Raw genomic sequence first — 25,524 nt, forward strand, 5'->3', positions numbered from 1 at the left:
GCACTATTGCAGCTTAGTCACTGCCGCGCGAATATAGTGCTTATCATCCGTAACACTAATGGTGCCCTCGTCAATAATGACATCCCAGTGCAAACTGCGCTGTAACATGTCACACAGTGCGGTGATAAAATTCTGCGGCATACTGAAGACGCTAAGACCATCAATACATTGCAGTTGTACTTGCCTTTCTTGATACCAAGCTTCAGCGTCGACACATAATAACACCAGTTTTTGATAACGCTTATCGAGCTTTGTAAGATAGTCTAGCTCTAAAACACCGATATAAAGCGCCACGCTCACCTCGCCTTGCTCATCGCAAAGCCAGACGTCTGGCTGTAGTTTTTCTTCCGATTTACTCCAACTGGCATGGCGTTCATAAGACAGGGCACAGATCCCCAGTAACTTCAAAGCAAAATGCTCACTGCTCTCCCTATTTAACATGGCCGTGGTAAAGGCTTCTTCATGATGGCTATGATGAAATAGATCGGCGACTTTGATCCGAGCTTTAAAAACAAACGGCTTATTCATAAATATCACGATGTTTAAGGCGATAATTACACTATAGAGGCTATTAGCATTTCAACAACTATAAAGTGATAGTATAACGTTATTGATCCTGCAAAAATGTAGTGTTATATTATCACCGTTTTATTGACCCTTAACTTCGCATTCAAACACAAATTAATTCGTGGTAATCATTTATGTTTAAGCAGTCTATTATTGCAGGTGCTATTATTTCAGCCGTTAGTGCAGCACCCGCCTATGCAGCCCAGCTAACAGGGAAAGTTGTTGATGCCAACAACCAGCCAATAAGTAATGCAACAATTCACCTGCACGGTAAGAGTCAGAGCATTAAGTCTGACAAAAATGGTCAGTTTACTATCGACCTCGATGCCGATGCGCAACTGCACATCAGTAAGCCTAATTACCTCGACCAACGCATTCAGGTCACTGAATCTCAAGGTTATATCAAAGTTCAATTGCAACCGACCTCAGTAGAAACCATTGTAGTGTATTCATCGGCACTGCATAAAAACAGCATGGAAATGACCTCGCCGGTCAGTGTATTAAGCGGAGATGAATTAAAGAATCGTGCGAAACCTACGCTAGGTGAGACCTTAAAAGGCCAGCCTGGTATTAACGCCAGCTATTTTGGTCCAGTAAGTTCAAGCCCGATTATCCGAGGTCTGGGTGGTCCGCGAGTAAAAATCACCCAAAATGGCTTAGACAGCAGTGATGCTTCAAGAGTCGGCCCGGATCATGCCAACAGCAATGATTCTTTAGCCGCGCAACAAATTGAAGTCCTGCGTGGCCCAGCAACATTACTTTATGGCTCAGGTGCCATTGGTGGTGTCGTCAATGTGGTTGATAACCGTATCCCCACCGACGTTATTGATGCCCCACAAGGCGCTGCGGAATATAGCCACGATACCAACTCTAATACCAACACGTTCGCGGTGTTATTAGAAACTGGTAATGAGGGTTTTAACTTTCACTTTGATGGCGTTAAACGCAAAGGCGGAGATTATGAAACGCCAAACTTCCCACTGCCTCACGATGAGCATGAGGATGAACATGCTGGCGAGCACGAGGAACATGAAGAACACGATCACGAAGCTGAGCATGGCCATGAAGATGAGCACGAAGCGCACGAGCTAGAATACGCCAATAAAGTCGATAATACGTTTATCGACTCGGAACAATTTAATATTGGTACCAGCTACGTTGGCGATCATCTTACCCTTGGCGTGTCTTATGGCCGTATCGATACCGATTATGGTATTCCAGCCCACTCCCATGTTGGTCACGACCATGGTCATGATGACCACGACGAACATAGCCATGAAGAGGAAGCGCATGATCATGATGAACATGCAGACGAAGAAGCACATGAGCATGAAGAGGCCGTATTTGCTCGGGTAAAACAAGACCGATGGCAGGCCCTTGCCAACTACGCTGTGCACAGCGAGTGGTTAGAATCCGTTACGGCACGTTTAGGCTATACCGACTACGAACACGCCGAAATTGAAGGTGGCGCGGTCGGCACCGTATTCAGTAATGAAACCACTGAACTTCGTCTTAACGCCGAGCACCGTTTAGGTGAATGGCACGGTACTTTAGGCTACCATTACGCAGACAGTGATTATGCCGCTGATGGCGCAGAAGCGTTTACACCGGCAACCAACACCAAAACCCATGCATTTTATATTTTAGAAGAGCGCCAATATGGTGACTTCCTACTGGAATTAGGTGCTCGAGTTGAAGATTACCAGTTGTCGAGCCACGCAGGCGATCATGAAGAAGATCACGACCATGGCGATGATCATGACCATGGTCACGAAGACCATAGCATTGATGCTGGTTTTGTTGCTTATGAACTGGATATGACCAATTTAAGCCTGTCTGTGGGTGGTGTTTATACCCTTGATGAAGGTAAAAATCTAGCAGTCTCTCTGTCGCGCTCTGAGCGTGCACCGTTGACAGCTGAGCTCTTATCCAATGGTTTGCACATTGCGACCAGCACCTACGAGCTGGGATTGGGTTATGAATTGGAAGGCGATCATCTGCACTTTGAGCCGCAACATATAGAGCAAGAGACCGCGAATAACCTCGACATTAGCTTCAGAAAATTCTCGGGTGATTTCGGTTATACCGTCAACGTTTTCTACAATGATATTGAAAACTTTTATTACCAAGCTGCGACCGATTATATCTTTAGCCCAGAGCATGGCTTGGAGCTTGCGGATCATGACCACGCGGATGCCCTGCCTGTGTTTAAATTCCAAAGCAGTGATGCCAAGCTCTATGGTTTAGAATTTGATGCTCACTATAAAATCAATGACTACGCCCGCGTGAAAGTGTTTGGTGATTCATTAACGGCCAAGCTAGATAACGATGAGTACTTGCCGCGCATTCCAAGTAACAAATTGGGCGTTGATTATCAGCATCGTTATAATAACCTCACGGCGAATTTCAGCGTAACCCATTATCTTGAGCAGGATAATATTGCCAGCTACGAAAGTAAAACTGATAGCTATACCCTGGTTGATATGACCTTTAACTATGACTTTGAGCTGCTTGGCAGTGATATGGTCGGCTATGTCAATTTAGAAAACCTCACCGATGAACTGGGTTTTGTGCATAGCTCTTTCATTAAGGAGCAAGCCCCTTTACCTGGTCGTAACGTAAAACTGGGTATCCGTGGCTACTTCTAGTACCGCTTCCTTTCTTTTATAGAAACCAAAAAGCTACTCCATGGTGAGTAGCTTTTTTATTTATACCTATTCGCTTAATTAAGTGATCTATTTTGAGGCAAGAAAATTTTGTCGATAACCAGGCAAAAATTTTGCTACTTAGTTGTTCTAAGTGAGAAATTTTTAACGCCGTTAGCGTCAAATTTACTTCCTCAAATGGAGCAAGTATTAATGCGGATCGGTATTATAACCTTGCCAGAACAATGTTCTAGCAATGACTTGATTCTTGCTAGCCTAATCGCGTTCCAAAGATTTTATCTCCCGCATCGCCAAGACCAGGAACGATGTAGCCCTTGTCATCTAGATGACTATCTAAAGAGGCGGTATAAATAGCCACATCTGGGTGTGCGGTTGCCACCGCTTTCACTCCCTCCGGAGCCGCCACCAGTACAATGGCACGGATCTCTTTGCAGCCTGCTTTTTTTAACATATCTATGGTCGCTATGAGCGAGCCACCAGTTGCTAACATGGGATCAACTACCAAAGCTAGGCGAGCATCAATATTACCCACTAATTTTTCAAAGTAAGGCACCGGCTCAAGAGTTTCTTCGTTGCGTTGCAGTCCCACCACACTGACCTTAGCCGCAGGGATAAGCTGCAATACGCCATCCAGCATGCCAAGACCGGCACGCAGTATCGGCACTAAGGTTATTTTCTTGCCGGTTAAGCGTTTTACCGTTAACTCATTGCCATCCCAGGCATTAATAACCTGATCGCTTAAGGTCAGATCTTTAGTCGCTTCATAGCTCAGTAGATTGCCAACTTCTGAGACAATTTCACGAAAATTTTTGGTGGAAATGCCCTGCTCACGCAATAGCCCTAATTTATGCTGCACTAGAGGGTGATCAATTACATGTAATGCCATCTGGTTGTCCTTTAAAGCCAAGTAAAAAAGTCTTGTGGTTGATTTCGAACCGGTTTGGTGCATTGCACCGTCGGTGTGCCTAGATAAAGATAGCCGACAATTTCATCTTTTTCGTCAAGACCTAGCTCGGTTTTTACCGTTGCGCTTTGAGCAAAATAACCGGTGCGCCAAATACCAGATAACCCTTGCGCGAAGGCCGCTTGTTGCATTGCCAAAACACTGCAGCCAGCACTTTGAATTTGCTCAATGCGTGGCACTTTAGGGTGTGTTTGATAAGGAGAAATAGCAATGATCAACATTGGCGCACGTTGTGGTAAGTCTTTCGCCCTGTCGATAATGCGCTGCTCTTGTTGCTCTGCCACCGCTGCTCGATGAAAAATTTCACCGAGCTTTTCACGCCCTTGCTCCGCCACAACAATAAAACGAAATGGTCTTAAGCCGCCATGGTCGGGCACCTTAAGCGCGGCTTTTTGAATTATTTCTAGTTGTTTTGCTGATGGTCCTGGAAAAGAAAGGTTGCTGTCTGACTGGCGAGTTAACAGTAATTCTATGGCATCCATTGAATCGTCCCATATTTGAAAAAGAATTATTCTTGCTAGCTCAAGAGTTTAGCACTTCAGAGGCACGGAGACTACGTGTAACAGCCCTTGCAGGCTGATAAATTTCATCTAGTCAAACGTTTAGCCATGCCACTAAACTGCGTTGCTGTTATCGATTATTGCAAAACGCACGCCTTAACCAATAATCAGCACTGAAATAGCGCCCAGCGCCAGTAAAAAACAACGATAACAGCATCACAAAGTAGCTAAGTGAGAATTCCATGCCATTATTTAAGATGGCAATGTTGCCTTTTTCATACAAATAGCTCGGCTTACCGTTATCGGCCACGATTGATTTGATCCGCGTTAGGCGCTCCGCGGCTTCTCTACTATTTTCTAAACTGGCCGTGGCCGCATCGAAGCCAAGCCAATGGAACACTTTAGCGGCGCTGGTGTCTGGGTTGGTTGGAGTGATGGCAAACCAGCCGTTATCCTTATGCACTGTGGTGGCCGCCACTAACATGGTGATCATAAGCGGTATAGCCACCACACGCGTCATTAAGCCCAGCAACAATAAAATCCCACCTAAAAATTCACTCCAGCCTGCTAAAAAAGCCAACAGTTCGGGAAACGGCAAGCCCAAGCCCCACTCGGCATTGCCAAACCAAGCCACGACATTGGCATCGGCTGACAAGCGAGCGAAAAAATCGAGCTCTTGATTGCTTAAGTTAAGCTTATTGAAGCCTGCAATGATCATCACTGGGCCAAGGATGAGCCGAAAAAAAAGCGGGGCTAAGCCACTGAATAGCTGGCTACTAGAGATAAGTTTGTTGTAGTGCTGTACAAGGTGAGAAAACATAGGCGGTCCATAATCAGTGTTTAATTATGAGTATAGACCGCCAATCTTGCTGCCGTATTTCAATTAAATCTTACGAGCAACCTGTAAAGCTTCATAGATGGCACGCTTGGCATCGATGGCTGCCGCCAATTTTGCACCGCCAATAACGTGTTGATTGCCTGGTAAGCTTTCTTTGTCGAATAAGTCATCATTAGAGACTTGACCAATACACGCCACCACCGTATCGACATCCAGCACCTGCTCTTCTCCAGCAACTTTGATGGTCAGGCCCTGATTGTTAAAGCTCAGGTATTCACACTCTGCAATCTGTTTAACATTATGATGCTTAGCAACGGCACGATGGATCCAGCCTGTGGTTTTACCCAAATCTTTACCGAAACGACCCGGCGAGCGCTTCAGCATATACAGTTGCCGCTGCTCTTGTGAAGGGGTGGCCTCACACTCGATACCCCACTGCGATTTAAAGTCTGGGATGGACTGCTGACGTTGCTCGGTTAAAAACGCCACCATATCAAAGCCTATGCCACCAGCGCCTAAAATGGCAATTTTTTCACCCAGTTCAACTTCGCCTTTGATCACTTCATCATAGGCAAATACACGTTTACCATCATCACACTCAATGCGCGACATACGTGGGCTAACGCCTGTGGCAAAGACAACATCATCAAAGTCTTTGGCCATATCGGCTTGATAGGCGGTATCTAAACAGAGCTCTACCCCTAGACGCTTAATTTCGCTGACGTAGTAACGCAAAGTATGTTGAAAATCTTCTTTACCCGGGATGCGCATGGCCAGATTAAACTGCCCCCCTAACTCTTGGTTTTTGTCTATGAGTTTGACTTGGTGGCCTTTTTTCGCCAAGTAATAGCTCACTGATAAGCCTGCAGGCCCGGCACCAACCACCAATACTTGTTTTTGCTTAGCGGCTTTTTCCAGCGGATAGTCCAACTCAAAGCCGGCTTGTGGGTTCACCAAACAGGTTGCCCGTTTGCCTTTAAACACATGGTCAAGGCAGCCTTGGTTACAGCCAATACAAATATTGATTTGCTCGCTACGTTGTTCTTGATATTTGTTAAAAAACTCAGGATCTGCCAGTAAAGGTCTGGCCATAGAAATAAGATCGGCATCGCCACTGGTCAAAATATCGTTGGCAAGCTCCGGGGTATTAATTCGGTTAACCGCCACAACCGGCACATCTACGGCTTGTTTGAGGCGATGAGAGGCCTCACGGTAAGCTCCTGGCGGTACCATGGAAGCGATGGTGGGCACGCGGGCTTCATGCCAGCCAATACCGGTATTTAATATATCAACCCCGGCGGCAACCAATGCTTTGGCTTGCAGACTAACCTCTTCTGCCGTAGAGCCATTCGGAATTAAATCCATCACCGATAACCGGAAGATGATCATGAAATTATCACTGACTTGGGCACGAACCGCCTTGACGATGTCAACCGCTAAGCGCATGCGGTTTTCTAGACTGCCACCATATTCATCGCTGCGCTTATTGGTGTGATTGGCCATAAACTCATTTATTAGATACCCTTCTGAGCCCATGATCTCAACGCCATCGTAGCCGGCTTTTTCAGCCAGCTTTGCTGATTTGGCAAAATCTTTAATGGTGCCTTTAATACTGCTTACGCTCATTGCTTTTGGCGTATAAGGATTAATCGGCGCTTTAATGGCACTGGGAGCGGTATTAAACGGGTGATAGGCGTAACGCCCAGCGTGCAACAGTTGCAGACAGATTTTACCGCCATGTTTGTGCACCACATTGGTGTAGGCTTTATGCTTTAGGACATCATAGTAGCTGTTGAATGATGACGAAATAGGCGTTAATTTACCACGCAAGTTAGGACTGTAGCCGCCGGTAACGATCAAACCAACGCCGCCCTTAGCGCGTTCTTCGTAAAACGCCGCAAGTCGCTTTCGGTTATGCCACCCTTCTTCCAGCCCGGTGTGCATGGAGCCCATCACCAGGCGATTTCGTAAACTTGTATGTTTAAGTTGTAATTGTTGTTCTAACATCGGATGCCCCATTGATACTGGTCTTACCTGTGAACATTAACGTTTTTTTAGTATTTGGCAAGTACCTCTAAGCAAGAAATTTCACAAATCCAGTAATTTTGCCGAGAAAGTGAACGACAAAATACTTCGTTACGTTTTTCTATTATTCATGCATTAAAGTCTGATATATGATAAATACATGAAATTATATCGATGTTTAGTATGCAAGCATAAGGGAACATTTTGAAACTGATAGCAAATATATTTAAAGGTATCTGGGCCACGATTAATTTTTCACGGCGCTTGGTGCTCAACATATTATTCTTCATTATTGTTATAGCCATCATCATGAGTATTGGCTCTGGTGACGATGAAGTCCGTATTGAAGACAAAAGTATTCTGCGTTTAAACCTCAATGGTGTAGTGGTTGAGCAGTTGACTTACGTCGACCCCATTGAAGCGGCAATGAGCGATACCTTAAGTGACTCTAATGAGCCGAGAGAAATCTTACTCGACGACATTATCGACGTGATTAATAAGGCCGCCAAGGACGACAAGATAACGGCGCTGTATTTAGACTTACAACGACTACACAGTGCTCACTTAGATAAATTAAGAGACATTAAAGACGCCATAGAACGCTTTAAAGCCGCAAACAAAACCGTTTATGCACACGGTGCTTACTATAGCCAGGCTCAGTACTACATTGCTGCTGCCGCCGATGAAGTATCACTTCACCCCTATGGCGGCGTAGGCATTAAAGGCTTTGCCATGTACCCGGTGTACTTTAAAGAAGCGCTAGAAAAACTCAAAATTACCCAACATATTTTCCGTGTTGGTACCTACAAATCGGCGGTGGAGCCGTATATCCGTAACGACATGTCGCCACAAGCCAAAGAGTCAAACCTTGGCTGGATCACTCCGCTTTGGCAACAATACAAACAAGAAGTCGCTGCAAGTCGTGGCTTTAGCGCAGCAAACTTTGATGAAACCTTGGCAGCCTTAACGGATAAAATGGCCGCCGTAAAAGGCGATTCCGCACAATATGCCCTGCAGAACCAGTGGGTAGATAGCCTTGAAACCAACCAAGAATTTGCCCAAAAACTGATTGACCGCGTGGGTTTAGACAGCAAAGGCAAGTCATTCAAGCAAGTTAGTTTCAAACAATATTTATCGACCTTAGCACCAAAAGAGCTGGCCAATAACCCATTTACTGAAAAGGTCGCCGTGATCGTCGCTAAAGGTCAAATTTCCGACGGTAAACGCAAAGCCGGTGCCATCGGTGGCGACTCAACCGCCGCGCTGTTGAAACGCGCTCGTGTCAACGACAAAGTTAAAGCCGTGGTATTGCGCATTGACTCTGGCGGCGGCAGCATGTTCGCCTCGGAGACCATTCGCAATGAAGTAGAAGCACTTAAAGCAGCCGGTAAACCGGTGGTAGCGTCAATGGGCTCAGTAGCGGCTTCTGGCGGCTATTGGATTGCCGCTTCAGCCAATGAGATTTGGGCATCGCCAAGTACCATCACAGGCTCTATTGGCGTCTTTGGCATGATATTAACCTTCGAAGAGGCTGCTAACTCATTAGGGATCCATTCAGACGGGGTGGCAACCACAGAGCTTGGCGGTCAATCGCCACTTCGAGGCATTAACGACAGCTATGCCCAGTTAATTCAGATGGGCGTAGAAGATGCCTATGACAAGTTTATTTCCATGGTAGCCAAAGAGCGTAATCTTGATAAAGCCGCAGTGAATGACGTAGCGCAAGGCCGTGTTTGGTTAGCAACGCAAGCGCAAGAGTTTGGTTTAGTAGATAAACTCGGCAACAAAGACGACGCTATCGCTGCAGCTGCACAGTTAGCCAGTCTAGAAATGTATGACGTTATCACCATAGAGCAAAAGCTGAGCGAGCAAGAAAAGTTGATACAACAAATCTTTGGTACCGCCATGGTGCAACAGGTAATGCAGGCTATCACGCCAAGCTCATTAACATTCACTCAAGGTGCCTTGCAGCGTATTGGCGAAATTGGTATTGAGGTCGAGCAGCAGAGTAAGATGTTGCAACAATTAAACGATCCTAACCATGTTTACTCCATTTGCTTGGTGTGTAACACCCTACCTGAGTAAATTACTCGCAACGCTGCAATTGTAGCGCCACACTTGTTATACTGAGCCCAGATAGATTTCTGGGCTTTTTTATGAAAAGAAAAAAAATATACATCGCTTACACTGGCGGCACCATTGGTATGAAACAATCAAGCCGCGGCTATGTCCCCGTCGCGGGCTACCTTACGGATACCGTTAAGAACAATGCCGAATTCACGCGTGACGAAATGCCGCTGTTTGACATTCATGAATATTGTCCCTTAATTGACTCTTCAGACATGTCGCCCCACCATTGGCAGTTAATCGCCGATGATATTCAGGCTAAATACCGTGACTATGATGGCTTTGTGGTGCTCCATGGTACCGATACCATGGCCTATACTGCTTCTGCCTTGTCGTTTATGTTTGAGAACTTGACCAAACCGGTGATTGTTACCGGCTCGCAAATCCCACTGTCGCAGCTGCGCTCCGATGGTCAAGTGAATTTACTCAATGCCATGTATTTAGCCGCTAACTACCCGATTGCGGAAGTGAGTCTATTTTTCAATAATAAACTCTATCGCGGTAACCGGGCCATTAAAGCCCACGCCGATGGCTTCGATGCCTTCGCCTCCCCTAATCTTGCACCGTTGGCGCAGGCTGGGATCAACATTCAATTAATCGAAGGCAAACTCAGTCCCTATGTTGAGCAAAGTTTGCAAGTCACCAAAGTCACTTCCCAGCCCATTGCGGTGATGCATTTGTATCCTGGCATTGCCACTGAAGTGCTAGAGAATATCACCCAAGGCGATATTAAGGCCCTCATCCTACTTAGCTTCGGCGTTGGCAATGCCCCACAAGATGAACACTTTATCAAGGCGCTGCAAGCCATCAGTGACCGTGGTGTGGTGATTGTTAATCTTACTCAGTGTATTCAGGGTAAGGTCAATATGGGAGGCTATGCTACTGGCAATGCGCTGCTCAACTGTGGCGTGATCAGTGGCTATGATATGACCTTAGAAGCCTGTTTAACTAAATTACACTACTTATTTAGTCAGCAGTTGGAATTGGAGACCGTCAGACACTTAATGCAAGACAGCTTAAGAGGCGAGTTAACAAGATAAAAGCAATTAGGCCAGCTGTTCAAGCTGGCCTATCGTTTTGATTATCTGACTTTAGCGTCAATATCCACTAGATCAGTAAGGTGACAGACTTCACCACCATGGGTCTTGATGCCGTGCTCGCCAAAATAGTCCCGCTGCGCTTGCACTAAATGACCATTGCTTGGCGTACTTAACGTCGCGATATAGGTTTGCGTTGCGCCAAGTACCGGGAATGACAACCCAGTGGCAATCGCTTTACCGGTGATGTTGCGCAGTGCCAATGCCGGTTTTTCAAGGGTATCGATGTACTCCACCCCTTGGGCAACGTCATCCAAATAATCGGCACGAATAATACAGCCGGCACGCCAAGTCTGTAATGTTTTATTCAGATCCACTTTCCATTGGTGGGCACGAGATGCGCCTTTGATGAGCGCTAAACCTTGACGATAGCAAAGCAAGCTGGCGAAATAAAAGGCCTCTTTTAACTCATCTAAATCGATATCAATGGTATTGGTGGCCTTACTGGCGTAAGTCATTTCTTTGGCCGCTGGGGTATCAATGGTGTTGGTTAAATGACGAGCCTGTACTGCTGCCACCAAGGATGGTACCGCGATGCCAAGCTCTAAGGCATTCTGTGCAGTCCAAAGGCCTGTGCCCTTAGCACCGACTTTGTTATCGATAAGATCAACCAACGCTTCGCCTTTGTCGGTTTCGAGACTAAGAATATGGCGTGAAATCGCCAGCAGGTAGCTGTTGAGTTTGCCATCCGACCAAGTAGCAAAAATCTCAGCCACTTCCGTTGCTGTGCGACCAGTGCCGTGGCGCAATAGCTGATAGAGCTCAGCAATAAGCTGCATTAGCGCATATTCAATGCCGTTATGTACCATTTTCACAAAGTGACCGCTGGCAGATTGGCCGACACGGGCAAAACAGGATTCGTTGTTATAGCTGGCAGCGACCTTTTCAAACCAAGGAGCAATACGCTCCCAGCCGCCTTCCGAGCCACTGGCCATCATTGCAGGACCATGTCGTGCGCCCTCTGCGCCGCCTGAAATGCCCATGGTCGCGAACTCAAACTTATTTTGATACTTGAGCTTACGGGCGATGCCATCTTTGTAGTTACTGTTGCCACAGTCAACAATGATATCGTCTTTGTCTACTCCGGCTTCAACGAGGTCGCTACACACTTTGTCTACTAATTCACCAGCCGGAACGAGAAGCAAAATTGAGCGTGGTGTCTCGAGTCTTCTGACCATATCGCCAAGATCAGACACTATGTGTAAGCGCTCCGCCATACCTAATGACTGGGCGCAACTTAATAATTCCGCACCGGCCTCGGGGTTTTTGTCATAGGCGACTAACGTCATCCCCTTTTCGATTAGATTCAGCGCGAGGTTCTTACCCATCACACCCAAACCAACTAATGCAACCTGCATTTAGTTTCCTCCTCGGTAACATCAAAACTTTATACGTTCGTGTGTGGTCATTATACCTGAGCAACCTAGATTGACCAGCGGCGGACACGAATTCACCGTGGCAAAACAATTACCCAACAACAGCCACCCAAACGCCTGATAAAATACCCGGTATCGCCACACCAAGCCGTTGTGTTTCCACATTTAACTGCTTTTCTTCTATGATTGTAGAGAAAACATTCACATTGACGCATGCTGACACCGGTGTCATAATGATGACATATAGATCATATAACTTAATGCGAGTGTTAAAAAGGGCCTAAGCATAATTCTTTATGCTCTAACTCGTTAAATAATGATTTTGCAATGTAGCATGTGTAATAAATCAGCATTATCAATCTATATTTAACACTTTGTTCAGTTTTTGCTTATATCAATACATCGCCGTGTCATTACCATTGTGCTTTCGGGTGATCAGGGTTCACATAGCGGATGTGTTGCTATTTTTCGATAAGCCTACAGGAGATTCTGATGCTTAGACGTACAAAAATCGTCGCCACGCTGGGACCAGCAACCGATAGAGATAACAACTTAGAAAAAATCATTCGCGCAGGTGCTAATGTAGTCAGGCTAAACTTTTCACACGGTGTTGCTCAAGACCACAAAGACAGAGCTCAAGCCGTTCGCGATATAGCTAAACGTCTCGGCGTTCACGTGGCAATTTTAGCGGATTTACAAGGTCCTAAAATCCGTGTTTCTACCTTTAAAGAAGGCAAAGTATTTTTAGAAGTGGGTGCTAAGTTTACCCTAGATGCACAAATGCAACCGGGTGAAGGCCATGTTGACGCCGTAGGTATTGATTACAAAGAGCTTCCTCAAGACGTTCAAGCGGGCGATCTATTACTACTAAATGATGGCTTAATTCAATTGGTAGTGGAGCAAGTCGAAGGTCAACAGGTGCACACCAGTGTTAAAGTAGGCGGTGTACTGTCTAATAATAAAGGCATTAACCGTTTAGGTGGTGGTTTAACTGCGCCGGCGTTCACTGACAAAGACAAAGAAGACTTACTGACTGCTGCTGAGATCGATGTTGACTACATTGCTGTGTCATTCCCTCGCAGTGGCGATGATATGCGCTACGTACGCGGCCTTGCAGAAAAAGCCGGCTCTAAGGCACAGCTACTGGCAAAAATCGAACGTGCTGAGGCCGTAGAATCGGTTGAAGCCATTGATGATATTGTACTGGCATCGGATGCCGTTATGGTTGCCCGTGGCGATCTAGGTGTCGAAATTGGTGATGCTGCATTGGTTGGCAAACAGAAGCTTATCATCAGCCGCGCGCGCTCGCTGAACCGCACGGTGATCACCGCTACGCAAATGATGGAATCGATGATAGACAACCCCATGCCAACACGCGCTGAGGTAATGGATGTGGCCAATGCCGTGCTTGATGGCACCGATGCTGTCATGTTGTCTGCTGAAACCGCCGCGGGTGACTACCCAGAGCACACTGTTGCAGCCATGGCACGTGTTTGTCTTGGTGCTGAATCGCAGCCTCAGATCCACGTTTCTAAACACCGTTTAGACAGCCGTTTCGCTGATACCTGCGAGACCATAGCGTTATCCGCCATGTATGCTGCTAACCACTTAGACTCAGTAAAAGCCATCGTGGCCTTGACGGAATCAGGTAACACCGCCAAGTTAATGTCTCGGATCAGCTCTGGTCTGCCGATTTATGCTCTATCACGCCATCAACAAACGCTTGGTCAAGCGTCATTGTATCGTGGTGTCTACCCTGTTGCCTTTGATTCAACCCGCTGCAGCGAAGACACAACAGTACGTGAAGCACTTGATACCCTAGTTAATTTAGGCTCGCTTGAAAAAGGCGACACCGTCATCATTACCCATGGTGATAAGATGGAAACCATTGGTGCCAGTAATACCTTAAAGATTGTTACGGTATAACTCACCTGAACTAGGTAGCACGTCTGCCTAGTTCCTTTTCCAACACTTGCCGCGGTGTTAGCTTGCTAGGGCCGCTTTTACCTTATCACGATAACTACGGCTGACCTTCAGCTCTTGACCATTTTCTAGAACCAACAAGTATTCACCACTGCTTTGCGTTACCAACTTACTGATCTGTTTGGTGTTAACAATGGCAGAACGGTGCACGCGAACAAATAACGTCGGATCTAATTCCTGCTCCAAGTCTTTCATGGTCTTACGTAAAATATGTGTTTGACCATCGCTGCAATGCAGACACATGTAATCCCCTGCGGCATCAACCCACTGGATTGACGCTGTAGCAACACGGACAATTTCGCCCTGCTCTTTTACCGCAATCGACTCGGGAAACTTCTTGTCTTCTAGGGTGTCACCAGTTGCGAGCTTTTTGAGGATCTCTTCGCAATTGTTCCCTGTGATACCGGCAACAAAACTGGCTAATTTTTTCTTATGCGCGTTATCTTGTTGTGTTTTTAAATAGCTTTGCACTTTTTCCACCGCCTGTTTTAGTCTGTTGTCATCAACGGGTTTTAAAATGTAATCTAACGCATGAGTTTCAAATGCCTTTACAGCATATTGATCAAACGCGGTTACAAAAACGATTGCAGGCAATGGTTTAACACTTTCACTCAACGCCCTAGCCACTTCAAACCCATTCATATTAGGCATTTGAATGTCTAGGAAAACCAAGTCGATGTCGCTGTTTTGACAACGTTCTATGGCTTGTTGACCACTGCCGCATAATTCAACGACGTCTATTTCTGTGAATTCTTTTAATCTGACTGCTAAGCCCTTTCTTGCCAGCGGCTCGTCATCTACGATTAATGTTGTTATTTTGCTCATTACTTCTTCGCCTTTTCATAGGGAACGCGAATATTCACTTTTAACCCTGACGGGTCATTATCCGATAACACAAAAGAGTAATTATTCTCGTACAGGGTTTTCAACCTATCTTTGGTATTAGCAATGCCAACACCTTGTGCATTTTTTAATGTGCCATTTTCTAATTCAGCGCCGGGGCCGTTATCCCCCACTTCCAACAATAGCTCATTGGCAAATACCTGCGCCTTAATTTCAATTCTGCCGCCATGCTCCATATGGGCAATGGCGTATTTAATGCTGTTTTCGATTAACGGCTGTAAAATTAAGCTTGGGACCAGCGCTTGTTGTGCTTCTTCGGTGACGTCTAGCTCAACCGATAAGCGATCATCAAACCGTACTTTCTCGATTTCTAAATATAATTTTAGTGCGTGCAGCTCTTGCTCGAGTGGCACTTTTTTAATTGGATCGGTATTCAGTGTGTGGCGCAAGAAGTCGCTCAGACGTGACACCATGAGGTTTGCGTCTTTGTTTTCTTCCACTAACACCAAAGTCGAAATGGCATTGAGAGTATTAAATAAAAAGTGCGGATTCAGTTGATAGCGCAACATTTTAAGTTGTGCCTCATGGGCCATGGTATTGGCCTTTAACGCCTTTTGCCGCTCACTTTGCAGTAATTGATAGTACTTAACACCGAAGTACAAGCCACTCCAACAAAGAATGATATAAACAGAGTCGAGTCCCTGCTGTAGGTAGTAAAACCATTCATCGGGTCGGTAGCCATGGCGATAGATTTCCCAGTGGTTGAACTTTTGTACCACCGCCCATAAGGTGCCGGTCACATAAGATGCGGTAAACACCACAAATATCAACACCCATGGCGAGCTATTCCAGACCCGACGGTACAAGTAACGTAACGGCACCGTCATTAAACAGCCGGCATACGCATTAAGCGCGATAACAAATACATAAATATCACGCATTTCAAACACTTTAGAGCCAATATAGTTTACTAAGGCATAGCCAAGCCATCCGGCTATTTGCAGTACCCAAAAAAACCTTTGCCTGTTGTCAACCAGTGATTGCCACTTCAAACGTTTACACCTCTTCTAATCTAACTGGATTATATCGCAGTAATTGGATTTCAAGCACTGCTGATGGTCTCAGTTTTTACACACCTTGCCGCAAATAAAAAAGGCACCGAAGTGCCTTTTTATGCATTGATTGTGCAAGCCAAGTTCGCTTGCATCCACCTTACCAAGAGTTAGGCAAGCTTATCAGATGCCACTTTATAGGTTGGATCCGCTTGACCATCAAGCTCCACCAAGTCTTTTGCTTTTTCTAGCAAAATCAAACAGTCTGGACTTAGGTGGCGTAAATGCAGGGTCTTGCCAACCTTATTATAGCGCTCAGCCAAGGCATCAATGGCTTCAATGGCACTGTGATCGGCAACACGGCTATATTTAAATTCGACAATGACATCGTCTGGGTCATTATTCACATCAAATAGCTCAGAGAAGTTCTTAGCAGAGCCAAAGAACAGCGGTCCGTGAAGCTCATAGACTTTAGAACCTTTGTCATCAATGTAGTTGTTGGTGTAAATGTGTTTAGCGTGTTCCCAAGCAAACACTAATGCCGATACGATGACACCGACACACACCGCAATGGCCAAGTCAGTGATCACAGTCACACCAGACACCAACACAATGATAAAGGCATCAGAGCGCGGCACTTGCTTCATCAGTCTAAAGCTCGACCATTCAAAGGTGCCTAATACCACCATAAACATCACGCCAACCAGTGCCGCCAATGGGATCATTTCAATCAGGCCTGCTGCGAACAGAATAAACCCTAAAAGGATAAGTGCTGCAGTGATACCAGAAAGACGACTGCGACCGCCCGAGTTGATGTTAATCATGGATTGACCAATCATGGCACAGCCACCCATCGCGCCAAATACGCCACAGGTCATGTTTGCCGCGCCCTGGCCAATGCATTCGCGATTGCTGTGACCACGAGTTTCGGTGATTTCATCAATCAAAGTCAGGGTTAGCAGTGACTCAATTAAGCCGATTGCCGCTAACACCAAGGCATAAGGGAAAATAATTTTTAGCGTCTCTAAGTTCCAAGGTACGTCAGGAATATGAAATGCAGGAAAGCCTCCTGCAATGGTGGCATCATTATTACCCGACATGTCTTTGAGGTAATCAAGGACATTACGTGCATCTAAATCAAAACCAATCACAATCCCAGTGACCACCAAAATGGCCGCAAGGCTTGATGGTACCGCCGTGGTTAGTTTCGGCAGGAAGTGAATAATAGCCATGGTGAGCGCCACTAAGCCACACATGATGTAGAGCTGCTGACCTTGCATCCAGCTTAAGTTACCTGCGTCATCAAGCACTTTAAACTGGCCTAATTGCGCTAAGAAGATAACGATTGCCAAGCCATTTACGAAGCCTAACATCACCGGGTGAGGCACCATACGGATAAACTTACCTAGCTTAAATACCCCGGCAAGCACCTGTAAGACCCCCATCAATAACACCGTTGCGAACAGGTATTCAACCCCGTGCTCCACAACCAAGCTCACCATTACAACGGCAAGGGCGCCTGTTGCCCCTGAAATCATACCTGGTCTACCACCAATAATAGAGGTAACCAGCCCGACGATAAACGCCGCATATAGGCCCACTAGGGGATCAACTTGCGCAACAAACGCAAAAGCAACAGCCTCTGGCACCAAAGCCAGTGCAACTGTTAACCCAGATAACACATCATTTTTAGCAGAGCTTGGCGCTTTGCTGATCAGATTAAACATCGACATCCTCTGGTCTGAATTGACAACGAACGGAAAGGCGGTGGATTCTAGCAAAAATCCGCCCTCTTAACAAATTTGATACATGGCAAAGCAGCAAGCCTTGCGCTAATGAGAATAGTATAGTTTGCAGAACAGCAGATGACAGGTTGCCACCTGCTGTGACAACCAAATGAAAAGAAGCTAAATTACGTAGCCTAATTGTAGAGGCAGATAATAATGTGGGTTGCCGTTAAAGTGGCAATGAGGTGCTTCGTTTAACGCAAGTCATGGTTACGTTGGAATGCACTTCTTGCACGTACTCCAAGCTTAATAGATTATCGCGAACAAATTGCTCATAGCCTTCAATGCCCTTAGAGATAATTCTGAGCATAAAATCCATGGTACCAGCCATGGTATAGCACTCAGTTACTTCATCATAGCTGAGGATTAACTTTTCAAACTCGGCGAGATTGTTACGGCCATGACTTGAAAGACGTACATGGGCATAAACCAGCATATCAAAACCAAGTTTCTTTTCGTCTAACAACGCCACTTTGCCTTTGATATAGCCATCTTGCTCTAGTTTAGCAATACGACGCCAACATGGTGACTGCGAAAGCCCTACTTTATCGGCTATTTCTGCGGTTGATAGGCTCGCGTCTTGCTGTAATAATGCCAAAATTTGGCGATCAACTTGGTTTAATGACATATTCTTATCTAGTTATGTTGTGATACCAATCGTGTGATCAGTATAAATTAATAATCCTTGTAGCACATCACTTAGCAGCGCTTTGACAAAAGTTTATTGCTGCTCAAGCTCCTAGTGGCTATGTCAAAGCGACTCAGCCAAAGCGCCCACTCATAAATGGGTTGGTTTTTCTTTCATGACCTATGCTGGTGTCTTCACCGTGCCCGGATAAAACCTTAACATCATCTGGCAAAGAAAACAGCTGCTGCTCAATGGATTGTCGCAATTGCTGAGGATCCCCTTTAGGAAAATCAGTGCGCCCTACCGAGCCTTTAAACAGCACATCCCCGACAATCACAGTCTTAGCATTGGCCTCATAGTACACCACGTGACCTGGTGTATGACCAGGGCAATGGCGTACCTCTAGACGCAAATCACCCAACTCAATCACCTCGCCAGGGTTGAGCCATTGGTTAGGTAAAAATGCCTGATGGGTAGGAAAGCCAAACATTTGTGATTGCGCAGGTAACGCATCAAGCCAAAATTGATCCGCCTGATGCGGCCCAATAATATCAATGTTCAGCTCTTCACTGAGTGCCACACTGGCACCAACATGATCTAAGTGCGCATGAGTCAGCAGCACTTTTACCGCCGTAAGGCCATGCTGTGACAGCGCCGCTTTAATTTTTTCAGGCTCACCACCAGGGTCAATAATGGCTGCTTGTTTTGTGTTTGAGCAGGCAATAATACGACAGTTTTGCATAAATGGCGTAACCGCCAAGGTAATCACTTCCACCCTATTTTGCTCCAAATGACATCAGTACTGGGTATTTTAAATACGCTTGATCATAAAATGGCGTGTTAGCATACAACCACTCCATCCGCGCTTTAGGGTCATTGGCAAAGGCTTTATCTTCACGAATTTTTTTATCAAATGCCAGTGCCATCGCCGGGTTTTGTTTCAGCATTTTTCTGGCATAAGGTTCCAGTGCATAGTTTTCCACGTACTCGGTACGCTGAAAAATGCTATTAAACTCCCCCCAAGCAAAAAATGAATCTGGTGCTTCTGGGTGCAGCAGATGGGTGGCCAATTCGGCACCTGCTTGGTCGGTGCTCACTTGATACCAATTTTGTAAGTCCACCTCTGTCGCCAGCGGCGTAATAGCAAACTCGGCCGAGACCCGAAAGCGCCCTTCAAAAGGCACTGTAGCAAATTCATGTTCAGTCACCCTTGCTTGACTCAAATTGCTCGCCAAATTCGGTTCTTTGATCTGTTGTACTTCAATACCGTGTAGACGCAACTTTTCAACAATATGTGGATACGCCGGTGGAATATAAAAGTGACTTGGTACTGTCACCGTTTTGCTCACTTGCTTTTGCCAGTAAATGGGCAGCTTGTCATACTGCAAGGGCTCACCAAGATATTTTGCCTCGAGTTGGCCAGACAGCGCACTTTCAAACTGCTTATATTTGATCCCCTTAAACTCTATGTAGTCAGGTTGATCGGCGTAGTTTCGCGCCACAACTAGCTTTTTAGGAACAAATTGCGCCTCTTTTTCAATGGCCTGTCGCAGCGCCGTAATGTGTTTATTTAAGCCTTTGATCACACCATCAATAAACACATAGGTGCCCAGCACACGTTGTTTGTAGGGCTTTAATGAGTGGTTTTCAACCAAAATAGTCGGCAACCCTTTTAGATCCCCCCAGCCATTGGAAAAGCGTGGGGAAGCAACCCAGCCAGCAAGGCCTTGTTTAAAATCGCGTTTGTCCATGACAAACACCAACGGCCCAGGAACATGACCCTGTTCGCTCAGTGCCGAATTGATCTCCGGTGACAGCTTTTCTTCAAGCACTTCAGCAATGGCCGGCGACTCACTGGCAAAACTGGGGTTGAAACCATAAGTAACATCGTATTGATAATCGGCGCCATCAGTAACGTGTACGTCAATATACAGATCCGGCTGGTATTGATTGATCACTTCCATGGCCGCCCTAACACCCGGTGTGTCTAGCTTGGTGTAATCGCGATTAAGGTTGAGGTTATTGCCATTGGTACGAAAGCCCATTTCTATCGGGCCACGCTGATTAATGCGGTTGTACTTACCACGACGCTCATGGCCATCGACATTAAGAATAGGAATAAACAGCAGGTTCGCTTGAGCCAAAATATCACGGCGTTTACCCGTTGCTATGTCTCTTAGCAACATAAACATGGCGTCTTTACCGTCAATTTCGCCAGCGTGTATCCCAGCTTGGACTAAAATCGTGGGCTTGGTGCTATTTACTACATTGGCTTTGTCGCCACCCTGCTCGGTAGCCACCAACATTTTTATGGCGCGGCCGCTTTGGCTGTGGCCTATGACTTCTAATTTAAACTGGGTGGGGTTGGCAGCCACAAGGCGGTCAACAAAGGCCATGGTGTCGACATAATTTGGCGATGCTAGGCCATCACTTAATTCAAAGTCGGTGGTCAGTGGCCCTTGTTTTTGGATTAATTCTTCACTGGCACCTTGCCACTCCATTAACGGTGGTAAATGGCCATTCATGCTCAGTAATGCAGTAAGCATAATCATGCTGGAACTCATTGTGTTTCTCTATTCCTCTGCTGGTATGAGGCAATTATATCAATATTTTAGATATAGGCTTACAATGTGCGGTGATTCAACAAAAATTTGCAGTTAATCGCAGGAATAATAACCAGAGGGTCACATGCGTGCTCAAAAATCGATATTAATTACCGGTTGCTCTACTGGGATCGGCTACTATTGTGCTTTACAGCTATCCCAGCAAGGCTATCAAGTGATTGCCAGTGTCAGAAATCCAGAGCACCTCAACAAGTTTGCTGGCACCAAAGTACAGTGCATTTTATTGGATTTAGCCGATGAACAAAGTATCCAAGAGGGTTTTCATCAAGCGCTAGAATTGAGTAATGGCAAACTCGATGCCTTATTTAACAACGGCGCTTATGGTCAACCTGGTGCGGTAGAAGACCTGCCAACAGCGGTGCTGCGCCAACAATTTGAAAGCAATTTTTTTGGCTGGCACACACTCACCAATTTAGCGGTAAAACACATGCGCCAGCAAGGCCATGGACGTATCGTGCAAAACTCCTCCGTACTTGGACTGGTGGCGCTTCCTTATCGCGGCGCCTACAACGCCAGTAAGTTTGCTCTTGAGGGCTTAACCGACACCTTGAGAATGGAATTAAAAGGCAGCGGTATTCAAGTTAGTTTAATTGAGCCAGGCCCCATAGTCTCAAAGTTTAGAGAAAATGCGAAACACGCCTTTTTGGCCAACATTGACTATCAAAACAGTGCCCATCAACAACAGTATCAGGCGCAGTTAACTCGTTTGGGCGCAGACGAAGCACCACAAAAGTTCACCCTCGGTCCTGAAGCCGTATACACAAAACTACTGCACGCACTCACGGCAAAACACGCTAAACCCAGATACTATGTCACTTTCCCAACGTATTTAATGGGGTATTTAAAGCGGCTATTGAGTACCGCACAACTAGATAAACTATTATTGAAGAATAAATAAAACTAAAAAAGGAGCCAATGGCTCCTTTTTAACTCTCTAAGAAAATTCTTAAAGCTGCTAATTAAGCAGAAAGACCGTCTTTTGCTTTGGCAACTAGCGCTGCGAAAGCTACTTGGTCGTATACAGCGATATCAGCTAGGATCTTACGATCGATTTCAACAGATGACTTTTTAAGGCCATTGATGAAACGGCTGTAAGAAAGACCGTTTTGACGTGCTGCTGCGTTGATACGCGCAATCCATAGTTGACGGAAAGTACGTTTCTTAGCACGACGGTCACGGTAAGCATATTGACCAGCTTTAGTTACCGCTTGGAAAGCTACGCGGTAAACGCGTGAACGCGCTCCATAGTAACCTTTAGCTTGCTTTAATACTTTTTTGTGACGTGCACGTGCGACTACGCCGCGTTTAACTCTTGCCATTTCTGATATCCTCTATTAAGCGAACGGTAACATACGGTTGATAAGAACTAGGTCATTTTTATGAACCATAGTCTTAGGACGTAGGTGAAGTTTACGCTTAGAAGACTTCTTAGTCAGAATGTGACGAAGATGTGACTGTTTACGCTTGAAACCGCCAGAAGCAGTTTTTTTGAAGCGCTTTGCAGCACCTCTGTGAGTTTTTAGCTTGTAAGCCATTTGCAATAACTCCAATTGATATTGCTTAAACACAAGTAAGCAGGCGGAGATAAACTCGCTTTGAGGCCCAACTTACTACCTAAAACAGGTGAAGATTCAATATCTTACTTTATAGACTGCCGTAAATAGCAGCACTACCGGATTAACGCAGGTGGCAATTGCACTTTAGACCTGCGTTAAATTCGTCGCGTATTATGCCGAGATTATTGCTTTTTAGCAATAGGCGCCATCATCATTATCATCTGACGGCCTTCAACTTTCTTTGGAAACGACTCAACTTGAGCAATGTCTTCCAATTCAGTTTTAATACGGTTAAGTAAATCGATACCGATTTCTTGGTGCGCCATTTCACGACCACGGAAACGGATGGTTACCTTAGCCTTATCGCCACCTTCTAAGAATTTACGAAGGTTACGAAGCTTGACTTGGTAGTCACCAATATCAGTACCAGGACGGAATTTAACTTCCTTGACCTGAATTTGCTTTTGCTTTTTCTTTTGTTCTTTTTGGATTTTTGCTTTTTCAAAAAGGAACTTACCGTAATCCATCACCTTACACACAGGTGGTTCCGCGTTTGGACTGATCTCAACAAGATCAAGTCCTGCTTCTTCCGCCATAGTTTGTGCGTCTCTTAATGAGACAATGCCAGCTTGCTCGCCTTCAGCGTCAATTAAGCGAACTTCTTTCGCTGTAATCTCTTCGTTAATACGATTTTTCTGAGCGTTATTTTGCCCTTTTTTGCCGCCTCTAATGGTACGTTCCTCCAAAAAATTCAAAAATAGTTGCGTGCACAAGAAAAAGGAAAGTGCACGCAAGTTTATATTTATAGTCGATTTTTAATCTCTTCGCTAATCTTGGCGATGAAATCATCTACCGCTAGTTTACCTAAATCTTCACCGGTTCTGGTTCTTACCGCAACTTCTTGCTGCTCAACTTCTTTATCACCAACAACCAACAAGTAAGGTATACGTTTTAAAGTATGCTCGCGGATTTTAAAACCAATTTTCTCATTTCTCAAGTCAGCACAAGCTCTTATTCCAAGTTTATTCAACTTTTGTACAACTTCGTGAACATAATCAGCTTGTTTATCGGTGATATTCATAATCACCACTTGCTTAGGTGCTAACCAGGTTGGGAATTGACCCGCATACTCTTCGGTTAAAATACCAATAAAACGCTCTAATGAACCTAAAATAGCACGGTGGATCATCACCGGCGTCTTACGCTCATTGTTTTCTGCTACGTAGGTCGCGCCTAAGCGTCCTGGTAATGCAAAGTCTAACTGTACAGTACCACACTGCCATGCCCGCTCCAAGCAATCGTACAAGGTGAATTCAATTTTTGGTCCATAGAATGCACCTTCACCTGGTAGATACTCAAACTCGATGTCATTGACTTTCAATGCTTCGGCCAGTGCTGCTTCCGCTTTGTCCCACATTTCGTCTTCGCCAATGCGCTTTTCAGGACGAGTAGATAGCTTCACCACGATTTTTTCGAAACCAAAGGTTGAATAGGTGTCGTATACCATCTTGATACACGCTGACACTTCTTCCATGATTTGCTCTTCAGTACAGAACACGTGGGCGTCATCTTGAGTAAAGCCACGTACACGCATTAAGCCATGCAATGCACCAGACGGCTCATTACGGTGACAACAACCAAACTCAGCCATACGTAATGGTAAATCACGGTAGGATTTTAAGCCTTGGTTAAAGATCTGTACGTGACCTGGGCAGTTCATGGGTTTGATGGCATATTCACGCTTTTCCGACTCAGTGGTGAACATGGCATCGGAATATTTATCCCAGTGACCTGATTTTTCCCACAGGCCGCGGTCCATCATCAATGGCCCTTTTACTTCTTCGTACTGGTACTCACGCAGCTTTTCACGAACAAAGTCTTCTAGCTCACGGTAGATGCTCCAGCCGTCATTGTGCCAAAATACCATGCCTGGCGCTTCTTCTTGCCAGTGCCATAAATCAAGGGCTTTACCAATTTTACGGTGATCGCGCTTTTCCGCTTCTTCCAAGCGCTTCAAGTACGCTTTAAGTTGCTTTTTGTCTGCCCATGCAGTGCCATAAATACGCTGCAACATTTTGTTTTCAGAGTTACCGCGCCAATAGGCACCGGCCACTTTCATGATTTTAAAGTGGTGACAGAATTTCATGTTCGGTACGTGCGGGCCGCGGCACATATCGATGTATTCTTCGTGATGATAAAGCCCTGGGCGATCGTCTTGTGAAATATTTTCGTCAAGGATTTCAATTTTGTATGATTCGCCACGTGCGACAAAGGCATCACGTGCTTGTTGCCAGCTTACGGTTTTTTTCACCACGTCGTAGTTGGTTTTTGCCAATTCCAACATGCGCTTTTCGATGGCTTCTAAATCTTCTTGAGTCAACGAATGCTCAAGGTCAATATCGTAATAAAAGCCATTATCAATCGTTGGACCGATAGCCATTTTTGCTTCTGGGAACAACTGTTTTACGGCATGGCCAATTAAATGCGCACAAGAGTGGCGGATAATTTCCAAGCCATCTTCGTCTTTGGCTGTGATAATTTCTAGCTTGGCATCTTGCTCGATAACGTCACATGCATCCACACGCTCGCCATTAACGCGACCGGCGATGGTGGCTTTGGCAAGACCAGGACCTATGTCTTGTGCAACTTCTAAAGTAGTGACCGGGTTTTCAAAAGTACGCTGACTGCCGTCAGGAAGTGTAATTACTGGCATGAGAAATCCTATTTACAGTGGTGGCGCCTACAATGCGTCACATGTATGTTTTTATATTGAATTAAAAGTGTGCCTATCAACGCTTTTACGAATAAGCATTGTCATTTATTAAGCGCTTAGTTCGAGGGCTTTCGAATAAGACGTCGTATTCTCGCGTGTTACTTGGCTAAGTGCAAGC

The 25,524-nt window shown here is 45.5% G+C and carries 21 protein-coding genes; 5 read left to right on the forward strand and 16 right to left on the reverse strand.

The window, feature by feature from the left end; all coding sequences use genetic code 11:
• Window positions 1–3: 3 nt before the first annotated feature.
• Entirely contained in the window at window positions 4–528 is a 525-nt protein-coding gene (locus tag R3P39_RS06360) for a YaeQ family protein (protein WP_336566393.1), read from the reverse strand.
• A 173-nt stretch (window positions 529–701) separates the two neighbouring features.
• Between R3P39_RS06360 and R3P39_RS06365 the strand changes: the two genes are divergently transcribed.
• Entirely contained in the window at window positions 702–3,215 is a 2,514-nt protein-coding gene (locus R3P39_RS06365) for a TonB-dependent receptor (RefSeq protein WP_336566395.1), read from the forward strand.
• Between the two features lie 268 nt (window positions 3,216–3,483).
• Here the strand turns inward: R3P39_RS06365 and upp are convergent, their stop codons facing one another.
• The 4 genes from upp to R3P39_RS06385 all read right to left on the reverse strand — a co-directional run bounded on the left by upp (window position 3,484) and on the right by R3P39_RS06385 (window position 7,542).
• Entirely contained in the window at window positions 3,484–4,119 is a 636-nt protein-coding gene (upp, locus tag R3P39_RS06370) for a uracil phosphoribosyltransferase (protein ID WP_336566396.1), read from the reverse strand.
• An 11-nt stretch (window positions 4,120–4,130) separates the two neighbouring features.
• Window positions 4,131–4,679 carry an NAD(P)H nitroreductase gene (locus tag R3P39_RS06375; protein WP_336566397.1) on the reverse strand — a complete coding sequence of 183 codons (549 nt, stop codon included), beginning with the start codon at window positions 4,677–4,679 and terminating at the stop codon, window positions 4,131–4,133.
• A 148-nt stretch (window positions 4,680–4,827) separates the two neighbouring features.
• Window positions 4,828–5,517, reverse strand: a complete 690-nt coding sequence (locus R3P39_RS06380) for an HvfX family Cu-binding RiPP maturation protein (RefSeq protein ID WP_336566399.1) — start codon at window positions 5,515–5,517, stop codon at window positions 4,828–4,830.
• Window positions 5,518–5,580: 63 nt separating this feature from the next.
• A complete protein-coding gene (locus R3P39_RS06385) occupies window positions 5,581–7,542 on the reverse strand; it encodes an NADPH-dependent 2,4-dienoyl-CoA reductase (RefSeq protein ID WP_336566400.1) in 1,962 nt (653 codons plus the stop codon).
• A gap of 228 nt (window positions 7,543–7,770) precedes the next feature.
• Here R3P39_RS06385 and sppA point away from each other — a divergent pair, with 228 nt between their 5' ends.
• Together sppA and ansA are read left to right on the forward strand one after the other, a co-directional pair.
• Window positions 7,771–9,645: a signal peptide peptidase SppA gene (gene sppA / locus R3P39_RS06390; RefSeq protein ID WP_336569252.1), complete on the forward strand. Its 1,875-nt coding sequence runs from the start codon at window positions 7,771–7,773 to the stop codon at window positions 9,643–9,645.
• 71 nt (window positions 9,646–9,716) lie between these two features.
• Window positions 9,717–10,727 carry an asparaginase gene (gene ansA, locus R3P39_RS06395; protein WP_336566401.1) on the forward strand — a complete coding sequence of 337 codons (1,011 nt, stop codon included), beginning with the start codon at window positions 9,717–9,719 and terminating at the stop codon, window positions 10,725–10,727.
• 41 nt (window positions 10,728–10,768) lie between these two features.
• Here the strand turns inward: ansA and gndA are convergent, their stop codons facing one another.
• A complete protein-coding gene (gene gndA, locus R3P39_RS06400) occupies window positions 10,769–12,142 on the reverse strand; it encodes an NADP-dependent phosphogluconate dehydrogenase (RefSeq protein WP_336566402.1) in 1,374 nt (457 codons plus the stop codon).
• A 510-nt stretch (window positions 12,143–12,652) separates the two neighbouring features.
• Here gndA and pyk point away from each other — a divergent pair.
• On the forward strand, window positions 12,653–14,086 hold the full coding sequence (gene pyk / locus R3P39_RS06405; RefSeq protein WP_336566404.1) for a pyruvate kinase: 1,434 nt from the start codon (window positions 12,653–12,655) through the stop codon (window positions 14,084–14,086).
• Window positions 14,087–14,143: 57 nt separating this feature from the next.
• Here the strand turns inward: pyk and R3P39_RS06410 are convergent, their stop codons facing one another.
• From R3P39_RS06410 to R3P39_RS06435, 6 genes are all read right to left on the reverse strand, one after another.
• Entirely contained in the window at window positions 14,144–14,968 is an 825-nt protein-coding gene (locus R3P39_RS06410) for a LytR/AlgR family response regulator transcription factor (protein ID WP_336566405.1), read from the reverse strand.
• Window positions 14,968–16,038: a sensor histidine kinase gene (locus R3P39_RS06415; RefSeq protein ID WP_336566406.1), complete on the reverse strand. Its 1,071-nt coding sequence runs from the start codon at window positions 16,036–16,038 to the stop codon at window positions 14,968–14,970. Before R3P39_RS06415 ends, R3P39_RS06410 begins: the two co-directional genes overlap by 1 nt.
• 170 nt (window positions 16,039–16,208) lie before the next feature.
• Window positions 16,209–17,765, reverse strand: coding sequence for a SulP family inorganic anion transporter (locus R3P39_RS06420; RefSeq protein ID WP_336566407.1), 1,557 nt, complete (start codon window positions 17,763–17,765; stop codon window positions 16,209–16,211).
• A 229-nt stretch (window positions 17,766–17,994) separates the two neighbouring features.
• Window positions 17,995–18,453 (reverse strand): Lrp/AsnC family transcriptional regulator, encoded by a 459-nt coding sequence (locus R3P39_RS06425; RefSeq protein WP_336566408.1) that lies wholly within the window; start codon window positions 18,451–18,453, stop codon window positions 17,995–17,997.
• A gap of 133 nt (window positions 18,454–18,586) precedes the next feature.
• On the reverse strand, window positions 18,587–19,228 hold the full coding sequence (locus R3P39_RS06430; RefSeq protein WP_336566409.1) for an MBL fold metallo-hydrolase: 642 nt from the start codon (window positions 19,226–19,228) through the stop codon (window positions 18,587–18,589).
• Between the two features lies 1 nt (window position 19,229).
• Window positions 19,230–21,017: a M14 family metallopeptidase gene (locus R3P39_RS06435; RefSeq protein WP_336566410.1), complete on the reverse strand. Its 1,788-nt coding sequence runs from the start codon at window positions 21,015–21,017 to the stop codon at window positions 19,230–19,232.
• Between the two features lie 124 nt (window positions 21,018–21,141).
• Between R3P39_RS06435 and R3P39_RS06440 the strand changes: the two genes are divergently transcribed.
• Complete coding sequence (locus R3P39_RS06440) at window positions 21,142–21,975, forward strand: SDR family oxidoreductase (RefSeq protein ID WP_336566411.1); 834 nt, start codon at window positions 21,142–21,144, stop codon at window positions 21,973–21,975.
• A 61-nt stretch (window positions 21,976–22,036) separates the two neighbouring features.
• On the opposite strand, the gene rplT is transcribed toward R3P39_RS06440, so the two are convergent.
• The 4 genes from rplT to thrS all read right to left on the reverse strand — a co-directional run bounded on the left by rplT (window position 22,037) and on the right by thrS (window position 25,346).
• Window positions 22,037–22,396, reverse strand: a complete 360-nt coding sequence (gene rplT / locus R3P39_RS06445; RefSeq protein ID WP_336566412.1) for a 50S ribosomal protein L20 — start codon at window positions 22,394–22,396, stop codon at window positions 22,037–22,039.
• Between the two features lie 15 nt (window positions 22,397–22,411).
• Window positions 22,412–22,612, reverse strand: coding sequence for a 50S ribosomal protein L35 (gene rpmI / locus R3P39_RS06450; protein ID WP_336566413.1), 201 nt, complete (start codon window positions 22,610–22,612; stop codon window positions 22,412–22,414).
• Between the two features lie 203 nt (window positions 22,613–22,815).
• Window positions 22,816–23,379, reverse strand: coding sequence for a translation initiation factor IF-3 (gene infC, locus R3P39_RS06455; RefSeq protein ID WP_336569253.1), 564 nt, complete (start codon window positions 23,377–23,379; stop codon window positions 22,816–22,818).
• 56 nt (window positions 23,380–23,435) lie between these two features.
• The gene (gene thrS / locus R3P39_RS06460; RefSeq protein WP_336566414.1) at window positions 23,436–25,346 is read right to left on the reverse strand and encodes a threonine--tRNA ligase; all 1,911 of its coding nucleotides are present in this window, start codon (window positions 25,344–25,346) and stop codon (window positions 23,436–23,438) included.
• Between the last annotated feature and the right edge of the window lie 178 nt (window positions 25,347–25,524).

It is taken from the genome of Pseudoalteromonas sp. UG3-2, from assembly GCF_037120705.1.
Classification (GTDB): domain Bacteria; phylum Pseudomonadota; class Gammaproteobacteria; order Enterobacterales; family Alteromonadaceae; genus Pseudoalteromonas.

Excerpts from the sequence above, each read along its gene's own strand:
- rplT (WP_336566412.1), bottom strand. The coding sequence starts at position 22,396 with ATGGCAAGAGTTAAACGCGGCGTAGTCGCACGTGCACGTCACAAAAAA.
- R3P39_RS06420 (WP_336566407.1), bottom strand. The coding sequence starts at position 17,765 with ATGTTTAATCTGATCAGCAAAGCGCCAAGCTCTGCTAAAAATGATGTG.
- upp (WP_336566396.1), bottom strand. The coding sequence starts at position 4,119 with ATGGCATTACATGTAATTGATCACCCTCTAGTGCAGCATAAATTAGGG.
- pyk (WP_336566404.1), top strand. The coding sequence starts at position 12,653 with ATGCTTAGACGTACAAAAATCGTCGCCACGCTGGGACCAGCAACCGAT.
- R3P39_RS06435 (WP_336566410.1), bottom strand. The coding sequence starts at position 21,017 with ATGAGTTCCAGCATGATTATGCTTACTGCATTACTGAGCATGAATGGC.
- R3P39_RS06375 (WP_336566397.1), bottom strand. The coding sequence starts at position 4,679 with ATGGATGCCATAGAATTACTGTTAACTCGCCAGTCAGACAGCAACCTT.
- R3P39_RS06440 (WP_336566411.1), top strand. The coding sequence starts at position 21,142 with ATGCGTGCTCAAAAATCGATATTAATTACCGGTTGCTCTACTGGGATC.
- thrS (WP_336566414.1), bottom strand. The coding sequence starts at position 25,346 with ATGCCAGTAATTACACTTCCTGACGGCAGTCAGCGTACTTTTGAAAAC.
- R3P39_RS06385 (WP_336566400.1), bottom strand. The coding sequence starts at position 7,542 with ATGTTAGAACAACAATTACAACTTAAACATACAAGTTTACGAAATCGC.
- gndA (WP_336566402.1), bottom strand. The coding sequence starts at position 12,142 with ATGCAGGTTGCATTAGTTGGTTTGGGTGTGATGGGTAAGAACCTCGCG.
- R3P39_RS06410 (WP_336566405.1), bottom strand. The coding sequence starts at position 14,968 with ATGAGCAAAATAACAACATTAATCGTAGATGACGAGCCGCTGGCAAGA.
- R3P39_RS06380 (WP_336566399.1), bottom strand. The coding sequence starts at position 5,517 with ATGTTTTCTCACCTTGTACAGCACTACAACAAACTTATCTCTAGTAGC.
- rpmI (WP_336566413.1), bottom strand. The coding sequence starts at position 22,612 with ATGGCTTACAAGCTAAAAACTCACAGAGGTGCTGCAAAGCGCTTCAAA.
- R3P39_RS06365 (WP_336566395.1), top strand. The coding sequence starts at position 702 with ATGTTTAAGCAGTCTATTATTGCAGGTGCTATTATTTCAGCCGTTAGT.
- R3P39_RS06425 (WP_336566408.1), bottom strand. The coding sequence starts at position 18,453 with ATGTCATTAAACCAAGTTGATCGCCAAATTTTGGCATTATTACAGCAA.
- ansA (WP_336566401.1), top strand. The coding sequence starts at position 9,717 with ATGAAAAGAAAAAAAATATACATCGCTTACACTGGCGGCACCATTGGT.
- R3P39_RS06360 (WP_336566393.1), bottom strand. The coding sequence starts at position 528 with ATGAATAAGCCGTTTGTTTTTAAAGCTCGGATCAAAGTCGCCGATCTA.